This is a genomic window from Paraburkholderia sp. 40 (assembly GCF_050434105.1).
Classification (GTDB): Bacteria; Pseudomonadota; Gammaproteobacteria; order Burkholderiales; family Burkholderiaceae; genus Paraburkholderia; species Paraburkholderia tuberum.
Window position 1 is genome coordinate 1,083,977 of the sequence record NZ_JBNPVY010000004.1, and the last position, 21,047, is coordinate 1,105,023.

Consider the following 21,047-nt stretch of genomic DNA (forward strand, 5'->3'; position numbering starts at 1 on the left):
CGCCGGCCCTTCACGCGGCCGGCACGCGTGAGCCCAGCTTGGGCGCAGCGACAGCGCCCGCCGTATCGTCGGAGCGAAGATGAGCGAACCGTCCCCCGAGGCCGTACGCCGCGATCAGGCCGGCTGGATTTTCGTGCATATCGAAGGCGAGCCGTACGATCGCGGCGAGCAGCACGGCCAGTTGCTCGCCGACGAAATCAGAAACGCGATCCGCACCGCGCGCTATCTCGCCAAATGGGACACCGGCGAGGAATTCGACACCTTCGTCAATGCCGCGACGAGCCAGTTCGCGAGCAAGCTCGACACCGAATTCGCCGATGAAATCCATGGCATCGCCGACGGCGCGAAGCTGCCGTTCGCCGAAGTGCTCGCATGGAACGGCTACATGGATCTGCTACAAAGCTGGTGGCCGACGCACGCTGCGCAGGCGCAGCCGCATCTGGGCGCGAAACTGTGGCGCGGCCGGCGCGGTCACCACTGCAGCGCGTTCATCGCGACCGGCAACGCGACGCGCGGCGGCCGCATCGTGATGGCGCACAACTCGTGGGACCGCTACGCGGCCGGCGACGCGTTCAACGTCGTGTTCGACATCGTGCCCGACCGCGGCAACCGCATCCTGATGCAGGGCCTGCCGGGCTGCATCTCGAGCCTGACCGATTTCTGGGTCACGGCGGCCGGCCTGATGATCACCGAAACGACGATCTCGAACTTCGCGGGCTACAACGCGGCCGGTGCGCCCGAGTTCTATCGCTCGCGGCGCGCGTCGCAATATGCGAACAGCATCAAGGAATGGTGCGACATGTTCTCGCTCGCGAACAACGGCGGCTACGCGAACAGTTGGCTGCTCGGCGACACGAAGACCGGCGAGATCGCGCGTTACGAACTCGGGCTGCACTATGCGGGCTTCGAGACCACCAAAGACGGTTTCTACAGCGGCTACAACACCGCGACGGATCTGAAAATCCGCAACCAGGAATGCATCGGCGAAGGTGAGGACTATACCGATGTGCGCAAGAACGGCGCGCGGCGACTGCGTTTCATGCAGCTCGAGGAACTGCATCGAGGCAGCATCGACGTCGAGCTCGCGAAGCAGATGATCGCCGATCATCACGATGTCTATCTCGATCGCAACGACAACCCGTGCTCGCGTACGATCTGCGGGCATCTGGAGCTCGATGACGCGCGCTTCGGCGGCACCGATCACGGGCCGTTCAATCCGTGGGGCGCGAACGACGGCAAGGTGGTCGACAGCGAAATGGCCCGCGAGATGGCCTTCACCGCGCGCTGGGGGCATCCGTGCGGCCGGCCGTTCGACGCGCAGGCGTTCATGAAGCGGCATCCGCAGTGGAACTGGCTGAACGGCTATATGCGCGACCGGCCGTCGTGGCCGTGGACGCGCTTCGATGTGCTGCGCTAGCGCATGGCGGACGCGCGCGCCTGTTCGTGCGATGATGGAATTTGCAGTACGGTTTTGTCGCAAATGTGCGCGCGTTGCAGTATTTGCCATCTAAGATGGTAAGGAGCCTGGGCCGCGCAGCGCCATGCCGTCCTCGGCTTGCACCGTCCTCTCGACGCGGGACGGCACAGGGTTTGCTCGATTGTCAGCGCCGCATGAGCTTTAGGAGGTCGGGCGATGAAAACCTCGACACTGTTAATCATGGTGACGCTGTCAGCCTCGTGTTTTGCCGCGCCGGTTCATACCGCGTCGGACAGCACGGATTCCATCACGCTTGCGCAACGCGCGAACGCCGCGCCGGTCGCGCCTCCGGCCCCAGACGTGTCGAGCACCGACGCCAGCCGTCCGCAGCACTGGGAGCATATTGCGCTGCCGAAGTCCCGACATCTGGAACGCAGCCTGACCGGGCAGAACGAGCATCTGACCACGTGAGGGCCGCCACAACGGCGGCGGCGGCGGCGGCGCGGCTACGACGGCGCGCCTGCCCGGTTTGCGCCGGCTGTCATGACGACGGGGTGGCGATGCGCGCGGGATTGCAACAGACTGCGAGAAATTCATCGCGGCGAGGGCCGGCTTTTCGTGGCAGCAATAACGACGTGACTAACTTAAGCTCACCAGGAGCATGCGCATGACGGCCTCGGACATCCCCGGCGAATCGATCGATCTGCAGATCGCCGATTTTCTCAGCGAAGTCGAATTCCCGACCAACAAGGACGCACTCGTCGACGCCGCGCGCGAAGCCGGCGCGAGCAACGAGGTGTTGGCGATGCTCGATGGTATGCCGGAGCAGGATTATGTCGACATCGAGTCGGTCACGCGCCTGATCGGCGGCAACTATGGCCCGGGCTTAGGGATCTGAACCCGGATTCAGCCTCGCCTCACCTCACACGTCAGAACTGCGACGACGCCGCGATCCGCGCGCGCGCCACCCGCGTCACACGGCGCGTCGTGCGGCTGTTTCCGAGCGCGTCGTCGGCGATCTCGCGCGCCATCGGAGCGTCGGACCCGCTCACCCCGGCCACCACCCGCACCGGCGCCACGCTACGGGAATCCCGCGCCTGCGCGCTTTCCGGCTGGAAATGCTCGACCAGATGGTCGATGAACGTCCGCACCTTCGCCGGCAGATGCAGCCGGCTCGGATACGCAATCGTGATTTCGATGGGCGGCAGACTGTACGCGTCGAGCAGACGCACGAGCCGCCCCGCCGTCAGATCACGGCCGATCAGGTAGCTCGGCAGGATCGCCACGCCCATGCCGAGCAGCGCGAACTGCCGCAGCATCTCGGCGTTGTTCGCCGCGATTGCGTTGGTCGGCCGCACCCGCACTTCGCCGTCCGGCCCATTGAACAACCGCTCCTCGCCGCCCTGCTCGGCCGGCCTGCTCAGGCACGAATGCCTGAGCAGATCCTCGGGGCGCTTCGGCGTGCCGTGTTGCGCCAGATACTCGGGCGTCGCGCAAACCGTCATGTAGCCGGTCGTCAACCGCCGCGTGACGATGCTCGCGCTGCGCATGTGCCGCGCAGCCAGGATGCCGACGTCGAAGCCCTCTTCGACCAGATCGACGTGGCGGTCGGCGAGCGTGACGTCGGGCACGACGTCGGGATAGCGCGCCGCGTACGACTGCACGACCGGCGCGAGACTGTGCAACCCGAACACGACCGGCGCGACAATGCGCAGCGTGCCGACCGGCTCGTGATTGCGCGCCACCACCATCTGCTCGACGCTCTCGAGATCGGCGAGGATGTGGCGTACGCACTCCAGATAGGTCGCGCCGGATTCGGTCAGCGAAAGACGGCGGGTGGTGCGGTTCAGCAGTCGCGTGCCGAGCCGCGCTTCGAGATCCGCGACGTGCCGCGTGACGACCGCGGTGGACAGATCCAGCGCGCCCGACGCGCCGACGAAACTGCCGAGGTCCGCAACCTTGACGAACACGCGCATCGACTGCAGTTGATTCATGGGACGACTCCTGCCTCGGTAAAGCCGGGCCGGCGCAACCGTTGCCGCCTGTGTCGACCCGCGCCGCATGGGCGCGCGCGGGTCCGCCCAACGCAACCGATTCTAGCTATAGGACATGTCCCAACCCTGACCCAGACATGACATTCCGGTCAGATTCGGCGCGGCGTGTCCATCGCGCCACTATTACGGCGTCTATCGTGGATTTTAGCTAGGTATAAACCCTAGTCTACTGGTAAGATAGCGCCCAGAAAGTTACCGCTACATCGCCATGCCACATCGTTTTCGTCTGCTGGAAAAGATCGCGTTTTCGCTGGTTTGCTGGTCGGCCGCCGCGAGCTCGGCCTATATCGGTTACGAGCGCTGCCCCGATATCAAGGTTGCCCTGCACGCCGGGGAAAAATTCCTCGACGCCAGCGGCCAATACGCGTTCGCGTGCGCGGCGCCCGCCGCCGAGGCCTGCGCGCGACTGCCGGTCGAATGATTTTTCCGCCTTGAACCGTATCTGATGCGCGATCCCTCCGGGTCGCGCATTCGCGCATCCGCGCCTCCAGGCTGAACGTCTACCGTTACGCATCGCGCCCGAACACCACGCGCGAGAAAAACCCCGCCAGCACCGTTTCGGCCATCTCCGCCGGCACATTCTGCGGATCGACGGTGTAGAAGAACTGCACGCCGTCGCACAGACCCATCAGGCCGATCGCGAGCGGCTCGGGCGGCATCGACATCGGCGTGCCCACGCGCTCCGAGAACTCGCGCACATAGGCGCTCAACTGCTCGATCTTCTCGTGCATGAACGCGTTGAAGCGCAGCCGGAAACGGCCGTCGCGCACCGCCAGTAGCTTCGCCTCCACCCACAACAGAAAACACTTGTTCTCGCGATGCAGCGAGCTGTAGTAGCGCAGCACGCGCGCCTCCATCTGCTCGCGCGACGCCGCGCTTTCGAAGATCGCATGCAGGCCCGCCTGCATCGCTTCGTGATCGCGCCGCAATAGCTCCAGAAACAGCTCGGTCTTGCTGCGGAAGTTCGAATAGAACGCCCCGCGCGTATAGCCGGCCGCCGCCGCGATGTCCTCGACACTCGCCGCGACGAAGCCCTTCTTCATGAAAGTTGCCTGCGCGGCATCGAGCAGCCGCTCCCGCGTCTGGTCCTTGCTCTGCTCTCTTGTCAGTCTTTGACGTTTCATGGCCGCAAGCCTAGCACCCAAAAGAATTCAAATCCATCTAGACATTCAGATACATGACTGTATTAGAATGCATTTCGTCATTCAAAGCCATCCCTGTATGCCATTAGCATGACGCGGCATGTGGGTCTTCGCTGGCGGGCCGCGCGGCTTGCCGTGTTCGTTCGCTGTCTCCAGTTGGGGTAATTGTGAAGCGTCCCGGTTCTCCCGCATCGTCAGCGATGCGCCAGCAGTCTCCCCCATCCTCTCACCGCGGTTTCTCCAGGCAGACCTGCGCGCTGGCGCTGGCAGGCGTGCTCGCGCTCGCGGCCTGCTCGAAGAAGGAAGCCGCGACGCCCGCGCCGCGCCCGGTGGTCGCGCTCGCCGTGCATGCGGACGGCCACGCGCTGCAGGCGGCGTCGCTGCCCGGCGAAGTGCAGGCGCGCTATTCGACGCCGCTGTCGTTCCGCGTCGCCGGCAAGATCATCGAGCGGCGGGTACGGCTCGGCGACAGGGTGAGAAGCGGCGAAGTCGTCGCGCTGCTCGACCCGGCCGATGCGCAGAAAAACGCCGCGAGCACGCAAGCGCAGCTCGACGCCGCGCAGCACAACCTCGTCTATGCTCAGCAGCAGCTCGAACGCGACAGGGCGCAGACCAAAGAGAACCTGATCGCGCCCGCGCAGCTCGAACAGACCACCAACGCCTACGCGTCCGCGCTCGCGCAGCGCGATCAGGCGCAGCAGCAGGCGGCGCTCGCGAAGAACCAGTTGCAGTACACGACGCTCGTCGCCGGTCATGCGGGCGTCATCACGGCTGAACAGGCGGACACGGGCCAGAACGTGTCGGCGGGTCAGGCCGTCTACAACCTGGCGTGGAGCGGCGACGTCGACGTGCTGTGCGACGTGCCCGAAAGCGCGCTCGCCGCATTCGCGGTCGGCCAGAACGCGAGCGTCACGCTCGCCGCGCTGCCGGGCCGCAAGCTCGGCGCACGCGTGCGCGAGCTGTCGCCGGCCGCCGATCCGCAAAGCCGCACCTGGCGCGCGCGTCTGACCCTGCTCGATGCCGGCGCCGACGTGCGCCTCGGCATGACCGCCGACGTCACGCCGGCCGTGCCGCTCGCCGCGGCCGCCGCGCAGCACGGCGTGTTCACGCTGCCGGTCACCGCGCTGTTTCACGAGGGGCGCGAACCGGCCGTGTGGGTCGTGCGCGCCGCGGACAACACGGTCGAGCTGCGTCGCGTGACCGTCACGCGCTACTACGAGCGCACATTCGTCGTCAGCGACGGCCTGAAAGATGGCGAAAGCGTCGTGCTGCAAGGCGTGCACACCGTGAGCGCCGGCCAGAAAGTCCGCGCGATCGCGCCGCTGCATCCCGAGGACTTCGCTTCATGAGCACGTCGCACGAAGAAGGACGCTTCAATTTGTCCGCGTGGGCGCTGCGTCATCAGGCGCTGGTCGTATTCCTGATCGCGCTCGCCACCGCGTTCGGCATCCTCGCCTACACGCGGCTCGCGCAGTCGGAAGACCCGCCCTTCACGTTCCGCGTGATGGTGATCCGCACGTACTGGCCGGGTGCCACCGGGCGCCAGGTGCAGGAGCAGTTGACCGATCGCATCGGCCGCAAGCTGCAGGAAACGCCGCACATCGATTTCGTGCGCAGCTACTCGCGTCCCGGCGAATCGCTGATCTTCTTCACGATGAAGGACTCGGCGCCGGTGAGCCAGGTGCCCGAGACGTGGTACCAGGTGCGCAAGAAAGTCGGCGACATCGCGACGAGCTTGCCGCCGGGCATCCAGGGCCCGTTCTTCAACGATGAATTCGGCGACGTCTACACCAACATCTACACGCTCGAAGGCGACGGCTTTTCCGCCGCGCAACTGCACGATTACGCGGACCAGCTACGCTCGGTGCTGCTGCGCGTGCCGGGCGTCGGCAAGGTCGACTATTTCGGCGACCCCGATCAGCACATCTACATCGAGATCGCGAACACGCAGTTGACGCGTCTCGGCATCTCGCCACAACAGCTTGGGCAGGCGATCAACGCGCAGAACACGATCGCTCCCGCGGGTACGCTGACCACCACGGACGACCGCGTGTTCGTGCGCCCGAGCGGCCAGTTTAACGACGTGGGCGCGCTCGCCGACACGCTGATCCGCATCAACAACCGCACGTTCCGTCTCGGCGACATCGCGACGATCAAGCGCGGCTACGACGACCCGGTCGTCACGCAGATGCGCTTCGGCGGCAAACCCGTGCTCGGTATCGGCGTGACGATGCAGCCGGGCGGCGACGTGATCCGCCTCGGCCGCGCGCTCGATCAGCAAATGACCCAACTGCGCGCCGCGCTGCCCGCCGGATTGAATCTCGTCGAAGTATCGAGCATGCCGCACGCGGTCGCGCGCTCGGTCAACGACTTCCTCGAAGCGGTCGCCGAAGCGGTCGGGATCGTGTTGATCGTGAGCCTCGTGTCGCTCGGCGTGCGCACCGGCATGGTGGTCGTGATCTCGATTCCGGTGGTGCTCGCGGTCACCGCGCTGTGCATGTACCTGTTCGATATCGGCCTGCACAAGGTATCGCTCGGCACACTCGTGCTCGCGCTCGGCCTGCTCGTCGACGATGCGATCATCGCGGTCGAAATGATGTCGGTGAAGCTCGAGCAAGGCTGGAACCGCACGCGCGCCGCGGCCTTCGCGTACACCAGCACCGCGTTTCCGATGCTGACCGGCACGCTCGTCACCGTATCCGGCTTCCTGCCGATCGCGCTCGCGAAGTCGAGCACCGGCGAGTACACGCGCTCGATCTTCGAGGTGTCGGCGATCGCGCTGATCGCGTCGTGGCTCGCGGCGGTCGTGCTGATTCCGCTGCTCGGCTATCACATGCTGCCCGAGCGCAAGCGCCATGCGCACGAGCCTGACGATCACGAACATGACATCTACGACACGCGCTTCTACACGCGCTTGCGCGGCTGGATCGGCTGGTGCATCGAGCGGCGCTTCGTCGTGCTCGCGATCACCGTGCTGCTGTTCGTGCTCGCGATGGCCGGCTTCTCGCTCGTGCCGCAGCAGTTCTTCCCGAGCTCGGACCGGCCGGAGTTGCTGGTCGATGTGCGGCTGCCCGAAGGCGCGTCGTTCGATGCAACGCTGCGCCAGGCGCAGCGCCTCGAACAGGTTCTCAAAGGGCGGCCTGAAATCGATCACTCAGTCAGCTTCGTCGGCACCGGCGCGCCGCGCTTCTATCTGCCGCTCGATCAGCAATTGCAGCAGCCGAACTTCGCACAGTTCGTGATCACCGCGAAGTCGGTCAAGGATCGCGAGAAGCTCGCGCAGTGGCTCGAACCGGAGTTGCTCAACAACTTCCCGGCGATCCGCACGCGCCTGTCGCGCCTCGAGAACGGGCCGCCGGTCGGCTATCCGGTGCAGTTCCGCGTGAGCGGCGACGACATCGCGACCGTGCGCTCGATCGCCGAACGCGTCGCCGCGACGATGCGCGCCAATCGCGGCACGCGCAACGTGCAGTTCGACTGGGACGAACCCGCCGAGCGCTCGGTGCGCTTCGAGATCGACCAGAAACGCGCGCGCGAGCTCGGCGTGACGTCCGAAGACATCGCCAGCTTTCTCGCGATGACGATGTCCGGCTACACGGTCACGCAGTATCGGGAGCGCGACAAGCTGATCAGCGTCGATCTGCGCGCGCCGCGCGCCGAACGCGTCGACCCGTCGCAGCTGACCGCGCTCGCGATGTCGACGCCGAACGGGCCGGTGCCGCTCGGCACGCTCGGACATCTGCGCAACGACCTCGAATACGGCGTGATCTGGGAACGCGACCGTCAGCCGACCATCACCGTGCAGTCGGACGTGTCGGCCGGCGCGCAAGGCATCGACGTCACGCACGCGGTGGACCGCGCGCTCGCGCCGATCCGCGCGACGCTGCCGGTCGGCTACCGGATCGAGATCGGCGGCTCCGTCGAGGAAAGCGCCAAGGGTCAAACCTCGATCAACGCGCAGATTCCGATCATGGTGATCGCGGTGCTCATGCTGCTGATGATCCAGCTGCAAAGCTTCGCGCGCGTGCTGATGGTCGTCCTGACCGCGCCGCTCGGCCTGATCGGCGTCGTGCTCACCTTGCTGCTGTTCGGCCAGCCGTTCGGCTTCGTCGCGATGCTCGGCGTGATCGCGATGTTCGGCATCATCATGCGCAACTCGGTGATTCTCGTCGATCAGATCGAGCAGGACATTGGGTCGGGGCACAAGCGTTTCGATGCGATCGTCGGCGCGACCGTGCGGCGGTTCCGGCCGATCACGCTGACCGCCGCGGCCGCCGTGCTCGCGCTGATCCCGCTGCTGCGCTCCAACTTCTTCGGGCCGATGGCGACCGCGCTGATGGGCGGCATCACGAGCGCGACGATCCTCACGCTGTTCTATCTGCCCGCGTTGTACGCCGCGTCGTTCCGCGTACGCGCCGACGAGCGCGAGCCGCAGACGCCGTCCGGTGCTGGCGCCACGCACACGGGTAACTGAGCATGAGCACGAGCATGACTATTCCGGCCCTCTCCCGCCACCGCCGCGCGCGCTTCGACGCGCTGGCCCGTACCACGCTTGCCACCAGCATCGCCAGCATCACCTGCATGCTCGGCGCCTGCTCGTTCGGACCTAACGGCGACGCGCCCGCGATGCCGCAGCCCGCGCACTACGGTGCCGAGCCGCTACCGACGCAAACCGTGCCCGCGCAGGGCGTCACGCAGCAGTTCGTGACCGGCGCACAGCCGGTGCCCGAATGGTGGAAGCTGTACCGCTCGGATGCGCTGAACGCGCTCGTCGACGAAGGCCTGCGCAATAGTCCGACGCTCGACGCGACCGACCGCAGTCTCGCCGCCGCGCGCGAACAATTGCGCGCGCAGGTCGGCAGCTCGCTGCTGCCGACCATCGACGCCGGCGGCCAGGCCACCCGCAATCGCGCGCTCGCGATCCCCGAGATCGGACCGAACACGTTTCTGTACAACGTGTTCGTCGGCCAGTTGCAGGCGCACTACACGTTCGATCTGTTCGGCGCCGCGCGTCTCGCGAACACGGCGCTCGCCGCGCGCGTGAACGTGCAGGTCTACCAGCTCGAGGCGGCGCGGCGCGCGCTCGCCGCGAACATCGTGACCGCGACGATCACGAGCGCCGCGCTGCATGCTCAGATCGACACGACCGAGCGGCTCGTGGTCCTCGCCAATGATCAGGCGCGCGATACCGAACGGCGCTTCGCGCTCGGCGCGGTATCGCATGCCGATCTGCTGAACGCGCAGCAGAGCGCGGCGAGCGTGTCGGCAAGTCTGCCGGCGCTGAAGCAGCAGTGGCTCACCACACGTCACGCGCTCGCGGTGCTGCTCGGCCGCACGCCCGATGCCGCGCCGGACGACATCGATCTCGCGCAGTTGCATGTGCCGGAGCAGGTGCCGGTGGTCGTGCCGTCCGAGCTGCTGCGCACGCGGCCTGACATCGAGGCCGCCGACGCCGCGCTGAAGGCCGCCGCGACCGATGTCGGCGTCGCCACCGCGCAGATGTTCCCGAGTCTGTCGCTGTCGGCATCGATGGGACAAGGCGGGTTTAGCTGGCCGGTCGCGATGTCCGGTGCGGGGGCGATCTGGAGCATCGGCGCGTCGCTGTCGCAACCGCTGTTTCATGGCGGCGCGCTGCTCGCGCAGCGCCGCGCGGCACAGCACACGTACGAAGCGAGCGTGTCGCAGTACAAACAGACCGTGCTGGCCGCGTTTCAGAACGTCGCCGACACGCTCGCCTCACTCGAGCACGACGCGCAGTCGCTTGACGCCGCGAACGTCGCCGCGCGTTCTGCACAGGGCGTGTTCAACGAGACCTCGGCGCGCTATCGGCTCGGCGCGCTGCCCGTCGCCGCGACGCGTTCGAGCGAGCAGCAATGGCGCAACGCGCAGCTCGACGAGATCCGCTATATGAGCGCGCGGCTGACGGATACGGCCGCGCTGTTTCAGGCGATGGGGAATCCGCCGGTTGATCAGGCCGGCGCATCATCGGCTGCGGCGACTTCGGCTTCTGCGCCTGCATCGGTTGGGACGACGAACACGGCGACATCCAACTAAATCCCGGATTCCGTACGGAACGCGGCGCACTTATCCCCAGTTCGTGTTGATGAGCCTGTTGAAAACTGTCTGAACAACGGGCTAAGGCATTGAACCTAATACGATTTGTTTGTACGGTGCGAAACGAATCAGAAGCAAGTCACAGGACACGTGCTCTGCAGCGCCTCAACGGTGTTTATCGATCACTGAATCGTGCTATCAGATCGATGCATGCTTGAGGCGCGAAAGGACTTGCCCGCTCTTGCGCGCTTTTGAACTCGGGCAAGACGAGCAAGCGCCTCAGATAGAGACAATGCGACCGTTGCGCTTCGAGAGGCAAATGATCGGTCTCTGATCGAATGACGACGAAGACATCAAAGTCCGGATCGCGATCGGCGATCCCGTCTTACTGATTCTTAAGAGCGAGTAGCTGCGCCGCCCCTTCAAGAAAGGATAGATTGCCGTCCAACCTTGCCTGTGCCGCTGCCACTAAACGGCGACGCTCAAAGGTTTCACTTGGTGGCCTCAAATCTGAAGTGCAACGCAACGGTTTGGTGATTGAAATGCGCAGGCGTCTAAGTCCATTCGGGCGCTTTTACTCTGAGGCGCTCAAACCATCCAAAAATTTGCCAACCCTGGACATCCTGCTTCGAAAAAAAGGCAATATAGAAGCGGTTCTGTTGAGCGTCGGCAAAATGCGGTCTGTCGTTAACCGTATCGCATTTATAGGCCGGATGGCCGGGTCTGCCGGCATCGTGATTGAGATTGTTGCCGTCGGCGTAGTCATCGAGAAAGCGCCGCAGAAGGATAAAGCGCGAGTAGCGACTGAGGAATTTGCGGGAGCCATCGGTGGATTGGCAGCGGGCACGGGAGGCATGTGGGCAGGTGCGGCGGCTGGCGCGGCATGGGCTGGCACATGGGCCGCGCCATCGTTGATGATTCCCGTCGTAGGAGAGTTGGCGGAAGGCGGGGCAATTGTGCTGGGGGGTATTGCCGGTGGAATGATGGCGAGCTGGCTCGGCCACAATGTCGGCAAGGAGGCCGCAGAGAATATCTGGCGCCTCGCCCCAATCAAATGGAAATAGAGCTACGACATGATAATGAGCCGGATCAACTCCTGGCTGCTAGGACGTCTGCCGTCACGCAGATTCTCCTTCGCTCTATCCCTGAGCGATAAGGGTCTCGTCGTGACAAATCAGCAAGGCGAGCAACACATTGCCTGGGGAGATATTTGCGAAATCGTCGCTACGCGGTCAGAACAATGGCTTGGAAATTCGATCGTATTGCTCGTCCGGCTAGACGATGGCCGTACCATGACCGTGCCGGAAGGCGATTCAGCCTGGCATGATCTGACCATGAAGTTATCGGAGCATCTTGCCGGTGCGAAACGCCACGAGGAGTGGGCACTTCAGTCCGCTTTTTCCGACGATGTGCCTCGCGTCGAGGTGTTTCGCCGCTGACATGACGGTATGCGGCGAGAGCGGGCCGGTGCCCGTATCGCTTAAGAATCCGTGGCCCCCGCGCACCCGCCATCCGAGACATCAAGGCTTGTTCGACTCGAACAGATCCATAATCTGCTTCTTCTCGGTCGTCGACACGCTCGGCGGCGGCACCACCGGCGGCGTCATGCCCGCCGGGCCGACACCGCCCACCGCATCGGTCGCGCCGGCCATCGGATTGCCCGAATCGAGACCGATGCTCGCGACGAAGCCTTGCCCCGGCAACTTGTCGGTAAAGAACAGCTCGCCGTTCATCACCGTCACACCGTCGGGTTGCTGCGGCTCGGCCTGTGGCACACCGCGCAGCGCGCGCTGCATGTACTCGACCCAGATCGGCAGCGCGAGCTGCGCGCCGAATTCGCGGCTGCCGAGACTCTTCGGCTGGTCGTAGCCCATCCACGCGACCGCCACCAGCGACTGCTGATAGCCGGCGAACCAGCCGTCCTTCGCGTCGTTGGTCGTACCGGTCTTGCCCTGCAGGTCCGAGCGCTTCAACACGTTGGTGCCCGCGCCCGTACCCGCGGTCGCGACCGAGTGCAACAGGCTGTTCATGATGTATGCGTTACGCGGCTCAAGCGTGCGCGGCGCGTCGTGCCCAGCGACGAGCGGCTGCGCGCGCGAGATCGCCACGCCACGCGCGTCGGTCACTTCGTTGATCAGATACGGATTGATCCGGTAGCCGCCGTTCGCGAACACCGAGTACGCGCCCGCCGATTGCAGCGGCGTGACGAGGCCCGCGCCGAGCGCCATCGGCAGATACGGCGGGGTCTTGTCGGCGTCGAAGCCGAAGCGCTGCGTGACGAAGTCCTGCGCGTACCTGGTGCCGATGAACGACAGGATGCGGATCGACACGAGGTTCTTCGACTTCTGCAGCGCGAGGCGCATCGACATCGGACCGTCAGGCTGGTCGTCGTCCTTCGGCTCCCACGCGTCGCCGCCCGGCGTGCTCGGCGGGAAGTACAGCGGCGCGTCGTTGATGATCGTCGCCGGTGCGAGCCCCTTGTCGAGCGCCGCCGAATAGATGAACGGCTTGAAGCTCGAACCCGGCTGCCGCCACGCTTGCGTTACATGGTTGAACTTGTTCTTGTTGAAGTCGAAACCACCGATCAGCGCGCGGATCGCGCCGTCCTGCGGCGTCAGCGACACGAGCGCGCCCTCGACCTGCGGCAACTGCGTGATCTGCCAGTTGCCCTTGTCGTCGGCGACGAGGCGCACGATCGAACCCGGCTTGATGCGCGGCGTCGCGTTTGCGCGCGGGCTCAGCGCCGCGGCGACGAAGCGCAGGCCGTCGCCCGACACCGTCACCTGGGTGCCGTCGACCAGTTGCGCGACCACCTGCTTCGCGCTCGCGTCCGTCACCACGCCGGCGATGATCTCGCCGTTGTCCGGGTGATCGGTCAGCGCGTCGTCGATTGTCTGGTCGCGGTCGTCGCCCGCCTCGGGCAACTGCACGAAGCCTTCCGGTCCGCGATAGCCGTGGCGCCGCTCGTAGTCCATCACGCCCTTGCGCACCGCGCGATACGCGGCGTCCTGATCGGCGGAATCGATCGTGGTGGTCACGTTCAGGCCGCGCCTATAGGTTTCGTCCTTGTACTGCGCGTACATCATCTGCCGCACCATTTCGGCGACGTACTCGGCGTGCACGCTGTACTCGTTGCCCGAATTCTTCGTGTGAATCTCTTCCTTCACGGCCTGGTCGTACTGCTGCTGCGTGATGTAGTTCAGCTCGAGCATGCGTCGCAGGATGTACTCCTGACGGATCTTCGCGCGCTTCGGATTGACGACCGGGTTGTACGCGGACGGCGCCTTCGGCAGGCCCGCGAGCATCGCGGCCTGGGCCAGCGTGAGGTCCTTCAGGTCCTTGCCGAAGTACACGCGCGCGGCCGCGGCGAAGCCGTACGCGCGCTCGCCCAGATAGATCTGGTTCATGTACAGCTCGAGGATCTGGTCTTTCGTCAGCGCGCGCTCGATCTTGTACGCGAGCAGCATCTCGTAGATCTTGCGCGTGTACGTCTTCTCGCTGGAGAGGAAGAAGTTGCGCGCGACCTGCATCGTGATCGTGCTCGCGCCCTGCGACGCGCCACCATGCGCAAGGTCGGCGAAACCGGCGCGCAGGATGCCGACGAAGTCGACGCCGCCGTGTTCGTAAAAGCGGTAGTCCTCGATCGCGAGCACCGCTTTTTTCATCTGGTCGGGGATGTCCTGGAAGCGCACCAGGCTGCGCCGCTCCTCGCCGAATTCGCCGATCAGCACGTGATCGGCGGTGTAGACGCGCAGCGGAACTTTCGGGCGATAGTCGGTCAGCGCGTCGAGCGACGGCAATTGCGGCCCCATCACGACGAGCGCATAACCGACGATCAGCGCCCCGACCACGGCGACGGTCGCGATCAGGCCGAAGAACCACAGCACGAGCGACGCGCCGATCGAACGACGGCCGCGCTCGGGCTCGCGCGAGGCGGCATTGCGTCCAGGGGTGCGTTGGTGGGAGTCCCGGTCTTCACCGGCCGGAGAGTTCGAGGAATGCGGTCGTTTGATGATTGGCATGACTGGAATAATGGGCCCGCAACTGCGCGCCTGTCTGCACGCGCTCGCGGCGCGCGCATGGGTCGTGTTCGACATCCTGGCCGGGACGTACGCCGCCCTGCGGACCTCGCCCCCGGCCGGCCGCACGGCACGCCTCGGACCATGTCCGGCGCAACGTAACAGCGCATTTTAAAGAAATCGGCAGCGGTCCAAGGCAGTTTTTTTGTAAGAATTCCCTTCGCCGGCCGCCTTTTTCTGGTAAGGGTCTGTAATTTCGCGCAGCGCGCATTGCAGCGTGCGATGCGCTGCTTATGCGGGGTTATCAACATTTTCTGTTGAAAGGGCTGTGGACAAACCGGCCGCAAACACTACAACTCATTGATGTCACGGGATTTTCGCACCGCGCTTGTTCCGTGGCGGCGCAACTCGTCATATGATGAACCCCGCGCGCGTCCCTCGATGCGCGCGACGGGGACCCCAACGGCGGGATCCAACGGCAGTTCCGATGACGGGTTCCGACACCGTATCCGGAGGCACGCGCCGATCCGCCCATGCTAACAAGACTGCGAGTCGATCATGTCCAAGCCCAGTGAGCGCATCGTCGTATTCGTCACGACCGCGCAGAAACGTGCGATCACCGCGACTGCCGAGGATCTGGGCATCAGCGTGAGTGAACTGATGCGGCGCGCGGTGCTGAGCTTCGGCGCGACCAGCGAACAGGTCAAGGCCGCGAGCATCGTCGACCGGCTGCGCGCGCCGCGCGCGCCCGATCCGCTGAATGCGGCGCTGCAGCGCGTCGCGCGCGGTACGCGCTATGCGCGCGCCGCGCTGCCGGTAGCGCTGCAAGCGGATGAGAAAGACGCTGCGGCTCCGGCGGCTGCTGGCGCGGCCGATGCCGTGGATTCGCCCTCGATGCAGCAAGCCGGACGCCCCGCTCTCGCGACCGACGCTGTGGATGCCCCCGCCCCGCTGCTTCCCGCGGGCGTCGCCGCCGCGCTCGCCGCCGGGCAGGACGAACAGGCCGCGGCCACCGCCGAAGCCGTCGCGCGTCTGACGGCAGCACGAGCCGCCGAAAACGCGGAAAACGCCGAAACGGACGCAATCGACAACGCCGCGTCGAAACGGCTGCCCGGCAGGTCGGCGCGTCTGCGCAACTCACTCAAGCGCCGCCCCAACGACCAGGACTCCGACGACGACGAACCGCACAGCGACCCGAGCGCCGAAGGCGGCCGTTTCGCGTGACGGAAAGCGTGACCGAAAATTACTGCGCACCGAGCCGCAATCACTGCATCCGAGCGATGCAGGCGAGCGTACGCAGCGAGTCCCCGTTGCATATCGTTACATCAGTGACACCTGCGTGAAACACCGCTCGGTAACGCCCGCCCACACCCGCAAACAGCGGCTTTTCGCGCATCGTTCGAGTCTTCGGCTAGCCGCATCGTTTAAGCCATCTTTAAGACAGCTGATGGTGTAATATCCGCCGTCAAGTCCATGCCCATCGCGGCTTTCCATCATCCAGGCAATCCTCAACCGGCATTGCGCCTCAACAAAAACGGACCGCGCTATTGCAATTGGCAAGTGCGCCCCGAACTCCGGTCCGAACGTTGCGCAGCATGGCGCACGGCGGCGTAAAGTAGCAGTAGTTCAAGGCAGTCAGGCGCGCACGCATCGTCGGCGCCGCTCACATTCTCTGGAGGTTTTCATGTCGCTTTTTGACAGCATTTCGCGCACGCTCAAAGGTCTTTTGAACGATGCGGCCGATTCGGTGCAGGATCCGTCGCGCGACTCGCGCCAGATCGTGCGCGAACTCGACGACAGCATCGGCAAGGCCGAAAACTCGCTGATCGAGATTCAGGCGCAGGTCGCCACCCAGCAAAGCAAGCGCGATGTTGCCGCGGACAAGGCGAAGAAGTATGAAGACGGTGCTCGCCGTGCGCTGCAGTCCGGCGACGAAGCGCTCGCGCGTGAAGCGCTCAGCGCGCAGGCCACGGCCGAAGCCGAACGCGATGCGCTGACCAAAGAACTGACTTCGCTGGAGCCGTCGGTCGCGCAACTGAAGAGCCAGATCGAGGACATGCGCACGCGCCGCAACGACCTGAACGCGCGCTCGAACATCCTGCAAGCCAAGCAGCAGATCGCGCAGGCGAAAGATACCGCGGCCACCGCACTCGGCGGCATCGGCGGCACGAACCTGTCCGAGGATTTCCAGAAGCTCGAAGATAAAGTCGCGCTGTCGAACGCGCGTTCCGACGCACGTCTGAACTCCGCCGACGAGAAAAGCGGCAAGGCGCTCGACGACAAGCTCGCGGATCTGAACCGCGGCCCGTCCGTCGACGACCGGCTCGAAGCGCTGAAGAAGCAGCTCAATACGCCGGCGCAGTAAATGCTCGATGCGTGTACTTGCTCGCAGCAAGTACACGCAGCAATGACAGCAGTAGCAGTACATGCCGGTGCGCTCGCTTCTGAACGCACCGGCATACCGGCCGCCACAGGCAGCCACCGCAATCGACTGATGGAGACGGGCGCGCCCCGCCCGGTCCGCAAATGAAAAAACTTTTCGCAACCGCCTTCGCTTCGCTGCTGCTCGTGTCGGCCGCGGCGTTCGCGGTGCCGACCGCCCAGCAAATCGAATCGGCGATGTCGCAGGGCAACTGGCAGCAGGCCGACGCCGGCCTCACCGAAGTGTTGCAAGCGCATCCGAACAACGCACACGCGCACTATCTGTACGCCCAGGTGCTCGATCGCGAAGGCCGTTCCGCCGAGGCGCTCGCGCAGGTCCAACAGGCAAAGACGCTCGATCCGCAGATCCGCTTCACCGACCCGGGCCGCTTCGCGCAAACCGAAGCGCGCCTGCGCCGCGACGCGGAACGCGCGGGCGGCAACGTCACCCGTCACGCCGCGAATCCGTTCGCGCAGCAGAATGCGCCTGCTGTGCAGCAACAGTCGGCGATGATGTCGCAAGCGCAACAACGGCATGGTCCGGGGGTGGGTATGTGGATCGGTATCATTGTTCTGATCGCGGTGATCGCGCTCGTGCTGCGCTGGACCTTGCGCCGCGCGCGCAGCCAGGAAGACACGCGCGCCGACGAGGATCGCCGCGCGCAATTGAAGCGCGCCACCGACATGCTCAACACGGTGCGTTCGATCAAGCTCGACGTGAAGCTGTCCACCGCGCCGGGTCACGAGTTGCTCGAGAAAGACGTCGAAGCGACCGAAGAACAGTTGCGCGGCGCCGTCGAAACGCTGTCGAACGGCAAGAATCCGCTGCCGCCCTATGCACTCGACGAGTTCGAGCAGCGCATCGCGAGCCTGCGTGCGCGCGCCGACGGCCGGCCCGATCCGACCGCCGCGTCCGTGGGCAGCGCTCAGCAATCGACGTACGCGCAGGAAGCCGAGCGCTTCGGCAACCCGCAACCGCCTTATCCGCAACAGGGTCCCTATCAGCAGCAGCCGCAGGTCATCGTGCAGCAAGGCGGTGGCATGGGTGGCGGCATGGGCGGCCTGCTGACCGGCGTGCTGCTTGGCGAGGCGCTCAGTCATGGGCGTGACCGCGTAGTCGAGCGCGACGTGATCGTCGACCCCGACGAACTGCGCCGGCGCGGCAACGACGGCGGAAACGGCGGCGGCCTCGACTTCGGTCAGGGTTCGAACGACTGGAACGATGACGGCAGCGGCGGCGGCATCGACATGGGCAGCAACGACGATTCCGGCGGTTGGACCGATACCTGATCGAACCCGATCGATCCGCGTCGAATGAAAAGACAGGCTCCTTCGCGGAGCCTGTTTTTTGCCTGCCGGTTTTGTGTACCGCCTTCGTTCGAGTCAGGCCCGCGCCGACTCCGCCTGGCTACCCTCGTGCTGCGCGAGCACGACCGCCCCCGCAAACAGCCGCACGACGAAACGTTCCGAGTAATCGATCAATGCGTCGCGGCGCGCGGCGTTCGCATCGATGTATTCAGCGGATAGATGAAACAGTTGCAGCACGATCTGCGTGCAGACTTCGTCGACGGTCTCGCGCGCGAGTCGCGGCATCAATTCGAGCTGCACGACGTCGTCCGCCATCTCCGCCGACACCTCGTGCAGGTTCGCGCGTACCGCTTCGCGCAAAGCCGGCGACGTGCCGTGGTATTCGGCCAGCGCGCTCAGGAACGCCTCGCGGTTCGCGAGCGCGAACGCGAAAAACGCGACGCACGCGCGCCGCGGCACGCTGTGCGGTTCGTCGTGCGCGGCGAGCCAGCGCTCGCGCCGCAGCATCGGCCGAAGCCGTCGGCTCACCGAGGCGACGGCTTCGTGCGCGAGCTCGTCGAGCGCGCTGAAATGGCGGTAGAACGTGTTCGGATTGAGCCCCGCCTCGCGTGCGAGCTCGCGCAAGCCGAGGCTCGCGAAACTGCGGCCGCCGGCGGTCAATCGCAGCGCGGCCTCGATCAGCTTGCGCTTGCCGGGCGGCAACTCCGGGCCGGCGACGGACGCTGCTTCGGGGACGGTCGTCATCGTGCGTTCAATCGTCGCGCGGTATGCGCGTTTAATAGCTGCACTCTAAACGATCTTGACGCGATGTGTACAGTTGTCTACCCTGCGCGTTAAGCCGTGTGTAGACAGCTGTAGACGCGCGATTTCGCCCCTGCCCGTCGCGCCGCGCGAGTCCAGCGCGCCGTAGCCGCTATCGTTTCACCCGCCGCTTTCGCCCCGTGCCGGAGACCGCTGTGACGCCTGTCCCTTCCGCTTCATCCACCGCGCTGCGGATTGCTATCGTCGGCAGTGGCTTTGCCGGCATCGGCATGGCCATCCGTCTGCAGCAAATGGGCATCACGTCGTTTACGGTCTATGAGGCCGCGAGCGGTATCGGCGGCACGTGGCGTGACAATACCTACCCCGGCGCGGCCTGCGATGTCCCCTCGCATCTCTATTCGTTCTCGTTCGAGGCGAATCCGGCGTGGTCGCGCTCGTTCAGCAGCCAGGCCGAAATTCTCGCGTATCTGCAGCACTGCGCGCGCAGGTACGGCGTCGATCGCTACGTGCGTTGCAATGCGAAAGTGAGCGCCGCGCGCTTCGACGAAGCGCGGCAGATCTGGCTCGTCGAGCTCGACACGAACGGCGCGCGCGAAATCGTCGAGGCCGACGTGCTGATCGCCGCGAACGGTCCGCTGTCGCGTCCGGCGCTGCCGCACATCGCCGGCATCGAACGTTTCGAGGGCAAGCTGTTCCATTCGGCGCGCTGGGATCACGCCTATCCGCTCGACGGCAAACGCGTCGCGGTAATCGGCACCGGCGCGAGCGCGATCCAGTTCGTGCCGAAAATCCAGCCGCGTGTCGCGCATCTGGCTCTGTTCCAGCGCACCGCGCCGTGGGTGATGCCGAAGCGCGACAAGCCGATCGGCCTGCGCGCGCAATGGCTGTTCCGTACGCTGCCGTTCACGCAGCGCTTCGTTCGCAGCGCGATCTATTGGCAGCTCGAGTCGCGCGGGATCGCGTTCGTCGTCAATCCGAAGCTGATGAAGATGCCGATGAAGTTCGGTCTCAGCTATCTGCAGCGACGCGTCAAGGACCCGGCGCTGCGCGGGAAGCTCACGCCGAACTACCGGCTCGGCTGCAAGCGCGTGCTGCTGTCGAGCGACTATTACCCGGCCGTCTGTCAGCCGAACGTCGACGTCGTGACGAGCGGTATCCGCGAGATCGTCGCGGATGGCATCGTGACCGACGACGGTCTGCACCACCACGCGGACGCGATCATCTGCGGCACCGGCTTCCAGGTCAACGACGTGCCCGCGCCGTTCGAAGTGACCGGTCTCGACGGCACCGACCTCAGCACGCTATGGCTGCGCGATGGCCCCGAGGCCTATCTCGGCACGAGCATCGCGAACTTCCCGAACTTCTTCATGATCGTCGGCCCGAACACGGGGCTCGGCCATAACTCGATGATCTACATGATCGAGTCGCAACTGCGGTATATCGGCGATTGCCTGCGCGTGCTGCGCAAACAGAATGCGCGCACGATGACCTTGCGCGCCGACGTGCAGCGCGATTTCAACGCGCGTTTGCAACAGGAGATGCGGCACGCGGTGTGGACGAGCGGCTGCCACAGCTGGTATCAAACGCAGAGCGGCAAAGTCACCGCGATCTGGCCCGGCTTCACGTTCAGCTTTCGCAAGCGTACGCGCCGCGTGCGGCCGCAGGATTACTGCTTCGCGCGTTGAGTCCGCACAATGGCAATCCGGCGCCGCGGGCATGGGCCGGCGCATTCGTTACCCGCCACCGCTCAGCAACTGCAACAGCTCCCACAGAAACTTCACGATGATCACGATCAGTTCCCACAGCCGATAGAGCGGCTGCCAGTCCAGCACGCGCAGAAGGGACTCGATCATCGCTATCGTCAGAAGAA

At 65.2% G+C, this 21,047-nt stretch carries 17 protein-coding genes; 13 read left to right on the forward strand and 4 right to left on the reverse strand.

The annotated features are described in order from the left end of the window. Positions 1-79 precede the first annotated feature (79 nt). From OKW28_RS26625 to OKW28_RS26635, 3 genes are all read left to right on the forward strand, one after another. Positions 80-1,417: a C45 family autoproteolytic acyltransferase/hydolase gene (locus tag OKW28_RS26625; protein ID WP_429450193.1), complete on the forward strand. Its 1,338-nt coding sequence runs from the start codon at positions 80-82 to the stop codon at positions 1,415-1,417. Positions 1,418-1,633: 216 nt separating this feature from the next. Further along, on the forward strand, positions 1,634-1,888 hold the full coding sequence (locus OKW28_RS26630) for a hypothetical protein (RefSeq protein WP_184003891.1): 255 nt from the start codon (positions 1,634-1,636) through the stop codon (positions 1,886-1,888). A 196-nt stretch (positions 1,889-2,084) separates the two neighbouring features. After that, positions 2,085-2,315: a DUF2795 domain-containing protein gene (locus OKW28_RS26635; protein ID WP_184022698.1), complete on the forward strand. Its 231-nt coding sequence runs from the start codon at positions 2,085-2,087 to the stop codon at positions 2,313-2,315. 31 nt (positions 2,316-2,346) lie between these two features. Here the strand turns inward: OKW28_RS26635 and OKW28_RS26640 are convergent, their stop codons facing one another. Beyond that, positions 2,347-3,411, reverse strand: a complete 1,065-nt coding sequence (locus OKW28_RS26640; protein WP_429450195.1) for a LysR family transcriptional regulator — start codon at positions 3,409-3,411, stop codon at positions 2,347-2,349. Positions 3,412-3,679: 268 nt separating this feature from the next. Between OKW28_RS26640 and OKW28_RS26645 the strand changes: the two genes are divergently transcribed. Then, the gene (locus tag OKW28_RS26645) at positions 3,680-3,892 is read left to right on the forward strand and encodes a hypothetical protein (protein ID WP_018417722.1); all 213 of its coding nucleotides are present in this window, start codon (positions 3,680-3,682) and stop codon (positions 3,890-3,892) included. A gap of 85 nt (positions 3,893-3,977) precedes the next feature. Here OKW28_RS26645 and OKW28_RS26650 read toward each other — a convergent pair whose 3' ends face one another. Beyond that, a complete protein-coding gene (locus OKW28_RS26650) occupies positions 3,978-4,595 on the reverse strand; it encodes a TetR/AcrR family transcriptional regulator (RefSeq protein ID WP_429450197.1) in 618 nt (205 codons plus the stop codon). Between the two features lie 218 nt (positions 4,596-4,813). Between OKW28_RS26650 and OKW28_RS26655 the strand changes: the two genes are divergently transcribed. From OKW28_RS26655 to OKW28_RS26675, 5 genes are all read left to right on the forward strand, one after another. Continuing rightward, entirely contained in the window at positions 4,814-5,962 is a 1,149-nt protein-coding gene (locus tag OKW28_RS26655; protein WP_429450198.1) for an efflux RND transporter periplasmic adaptor subunit, read from the forward strand. After that, complete coding sequence (locus OKW28_RS26660; protein ID WP_429450200.1) at positions 5,959-9,087, forward strand: efflux RND transporter permease subunit; 3,129 nt, start codon at positions 5,959-5,961, stop codon at positions 9,085-9,087. The genes OKW28_RS26655 and OKW28_RS26660 overlap by 4 nt, the downstream gene beginning before the upstream one ends. 14 nt (positions 9,088-9,101) lie before the next feature. Then, positions 9,102-10,667 carry an efflux transporter outer membrane subunit gene (locus OKW28_RS26665; protein ID WP_429450202.1) on the forward strand — a complete coding sequence of 522 codons (1,566 nt, stop codon included), beginning with the start codon at positions 9,102-9,104 and terminating at the stop codon, positions 10,665-10,667. A 437-nt stretch (positions 10,668-11,104) separates the two neighbouring features. Further along, positions 11,105-11,731 (forward strand): hypothetical protein, encoded by a 627-nt coding sequence (locus tag OKW28_RS26670; RefSeq protein ID WP_429450204.1) that lies wholly within the window; start codon positions 11,105-11,107, stop codon positions 11,729-11,731. A 15-nt stretch (positions 11,732-11,746) separates the two neighbouring features. Next, positions 11,747-12,106: a hypothetical protein gene (locus OKW28_RS26675; protein WP_429450206.1), complete on the forward strand. Its 360-nt coding sequence runs from the start codon at positions 11,747-11,749 to the stop codon at positions 12,104-12,106. 81 nt (positions 12,107-12,187) lie between these two features. Here OKW28_RS26675 and OKW28_RS26680 read toward each other — a convergent pair whose 3' ends face one another. Continuing rightward, the gene (locus OKW28_RS26680; protein ID WP_429450208.1) at positions 12,188-14,689 is read right to left on the reverse strand and encodes a penicillin-binding protein 1A; all 2,502 of its coding nucleotides are present in this window, start codon (positions 14,687-14,689) and stop codon (positions 12,188-12,190) included. Between the two features lie 555 nt (positions 14,690-15,244). On the opposite strand from OKW28_RS26680, the gene OKW28_RS26685 reads away from it, so the two are divergent. The 3 genes from OKW28_RS26685 to OKW28_RS26695 all read left to right on the forward strand — a co-directional run bounded on the left by OKW28_RS26685 (position 15,245) and on the right by OKW28_RS26695 (position 18,397). Beyond that, on the forward strand, positions 15,245-15,910 hold the full coding sequence (locus OKW28_RS26685) for a hypothetical protein (RefSeq protein ID WP_429450210.1): 666 nt from the start codon (positions 15,245-15,247) through the stop codon (positions 15,908-15,910). Between the two features lie 460 nt (positions 15,911-16,370). Continuing rightward, positions 16,371-17,051, forward strand: coding sequence for a PspA/IM30 family protein (locus OKW28_RS26690; RefSeq protein WP_429450212.1), 681 nt, complete (start codon positions 16,371-16,373; stop codon positions 17,049-17,051). 161 nt (positions 17,052-17,212) lie between these two features. Further along, positions 17,213-18,397, forward strand: coding sequence for a tetratricopeptide repeat protein (locus tag OKW28_RS26695; RefSeq protein WP_429450214.1), 1,185 nt, complete (start codon positions 17,213-17,215; stop codon positions 18,395-18,397). Positions 18,398-18,490: 93 nt separating this feature from the next. Here OKW28_RS26695 and OKW28_RS26700 read toward each other — a convergent pair whose 3' ends face one another. After that, the gene (locus OKW28_RS26700) at positions 18,491-19,159 is read right to left on the reverse strand and encodes a TetR family transcriptional regulator (RefSeq protein WP_429450216.1); all 669 of its coding nucleotides are present in this window, start codon (positions 19,157-19,159) and stop codon (positions 18,491-18,493) included. A 212-nt stretch (positions 19,160-19,371) separates the two neighbouring features. Here OKW28_RS26700 and OKW28_RS26705 point away from each other — a divergent pair, with 212 nt between their 5' ends. Next, positions 19,372-20,862, forward strand: a complete 1,491-nt coding sequence (locus OKW28_RS26705) for a flavin-containing monooxygenase (protein WP_429450218.1) — start codon at positions 19,372-19,374, stop codon at positions 20,860-20,862. Positions 20,863-21,047: the final 185 nt, after the last annotated feature.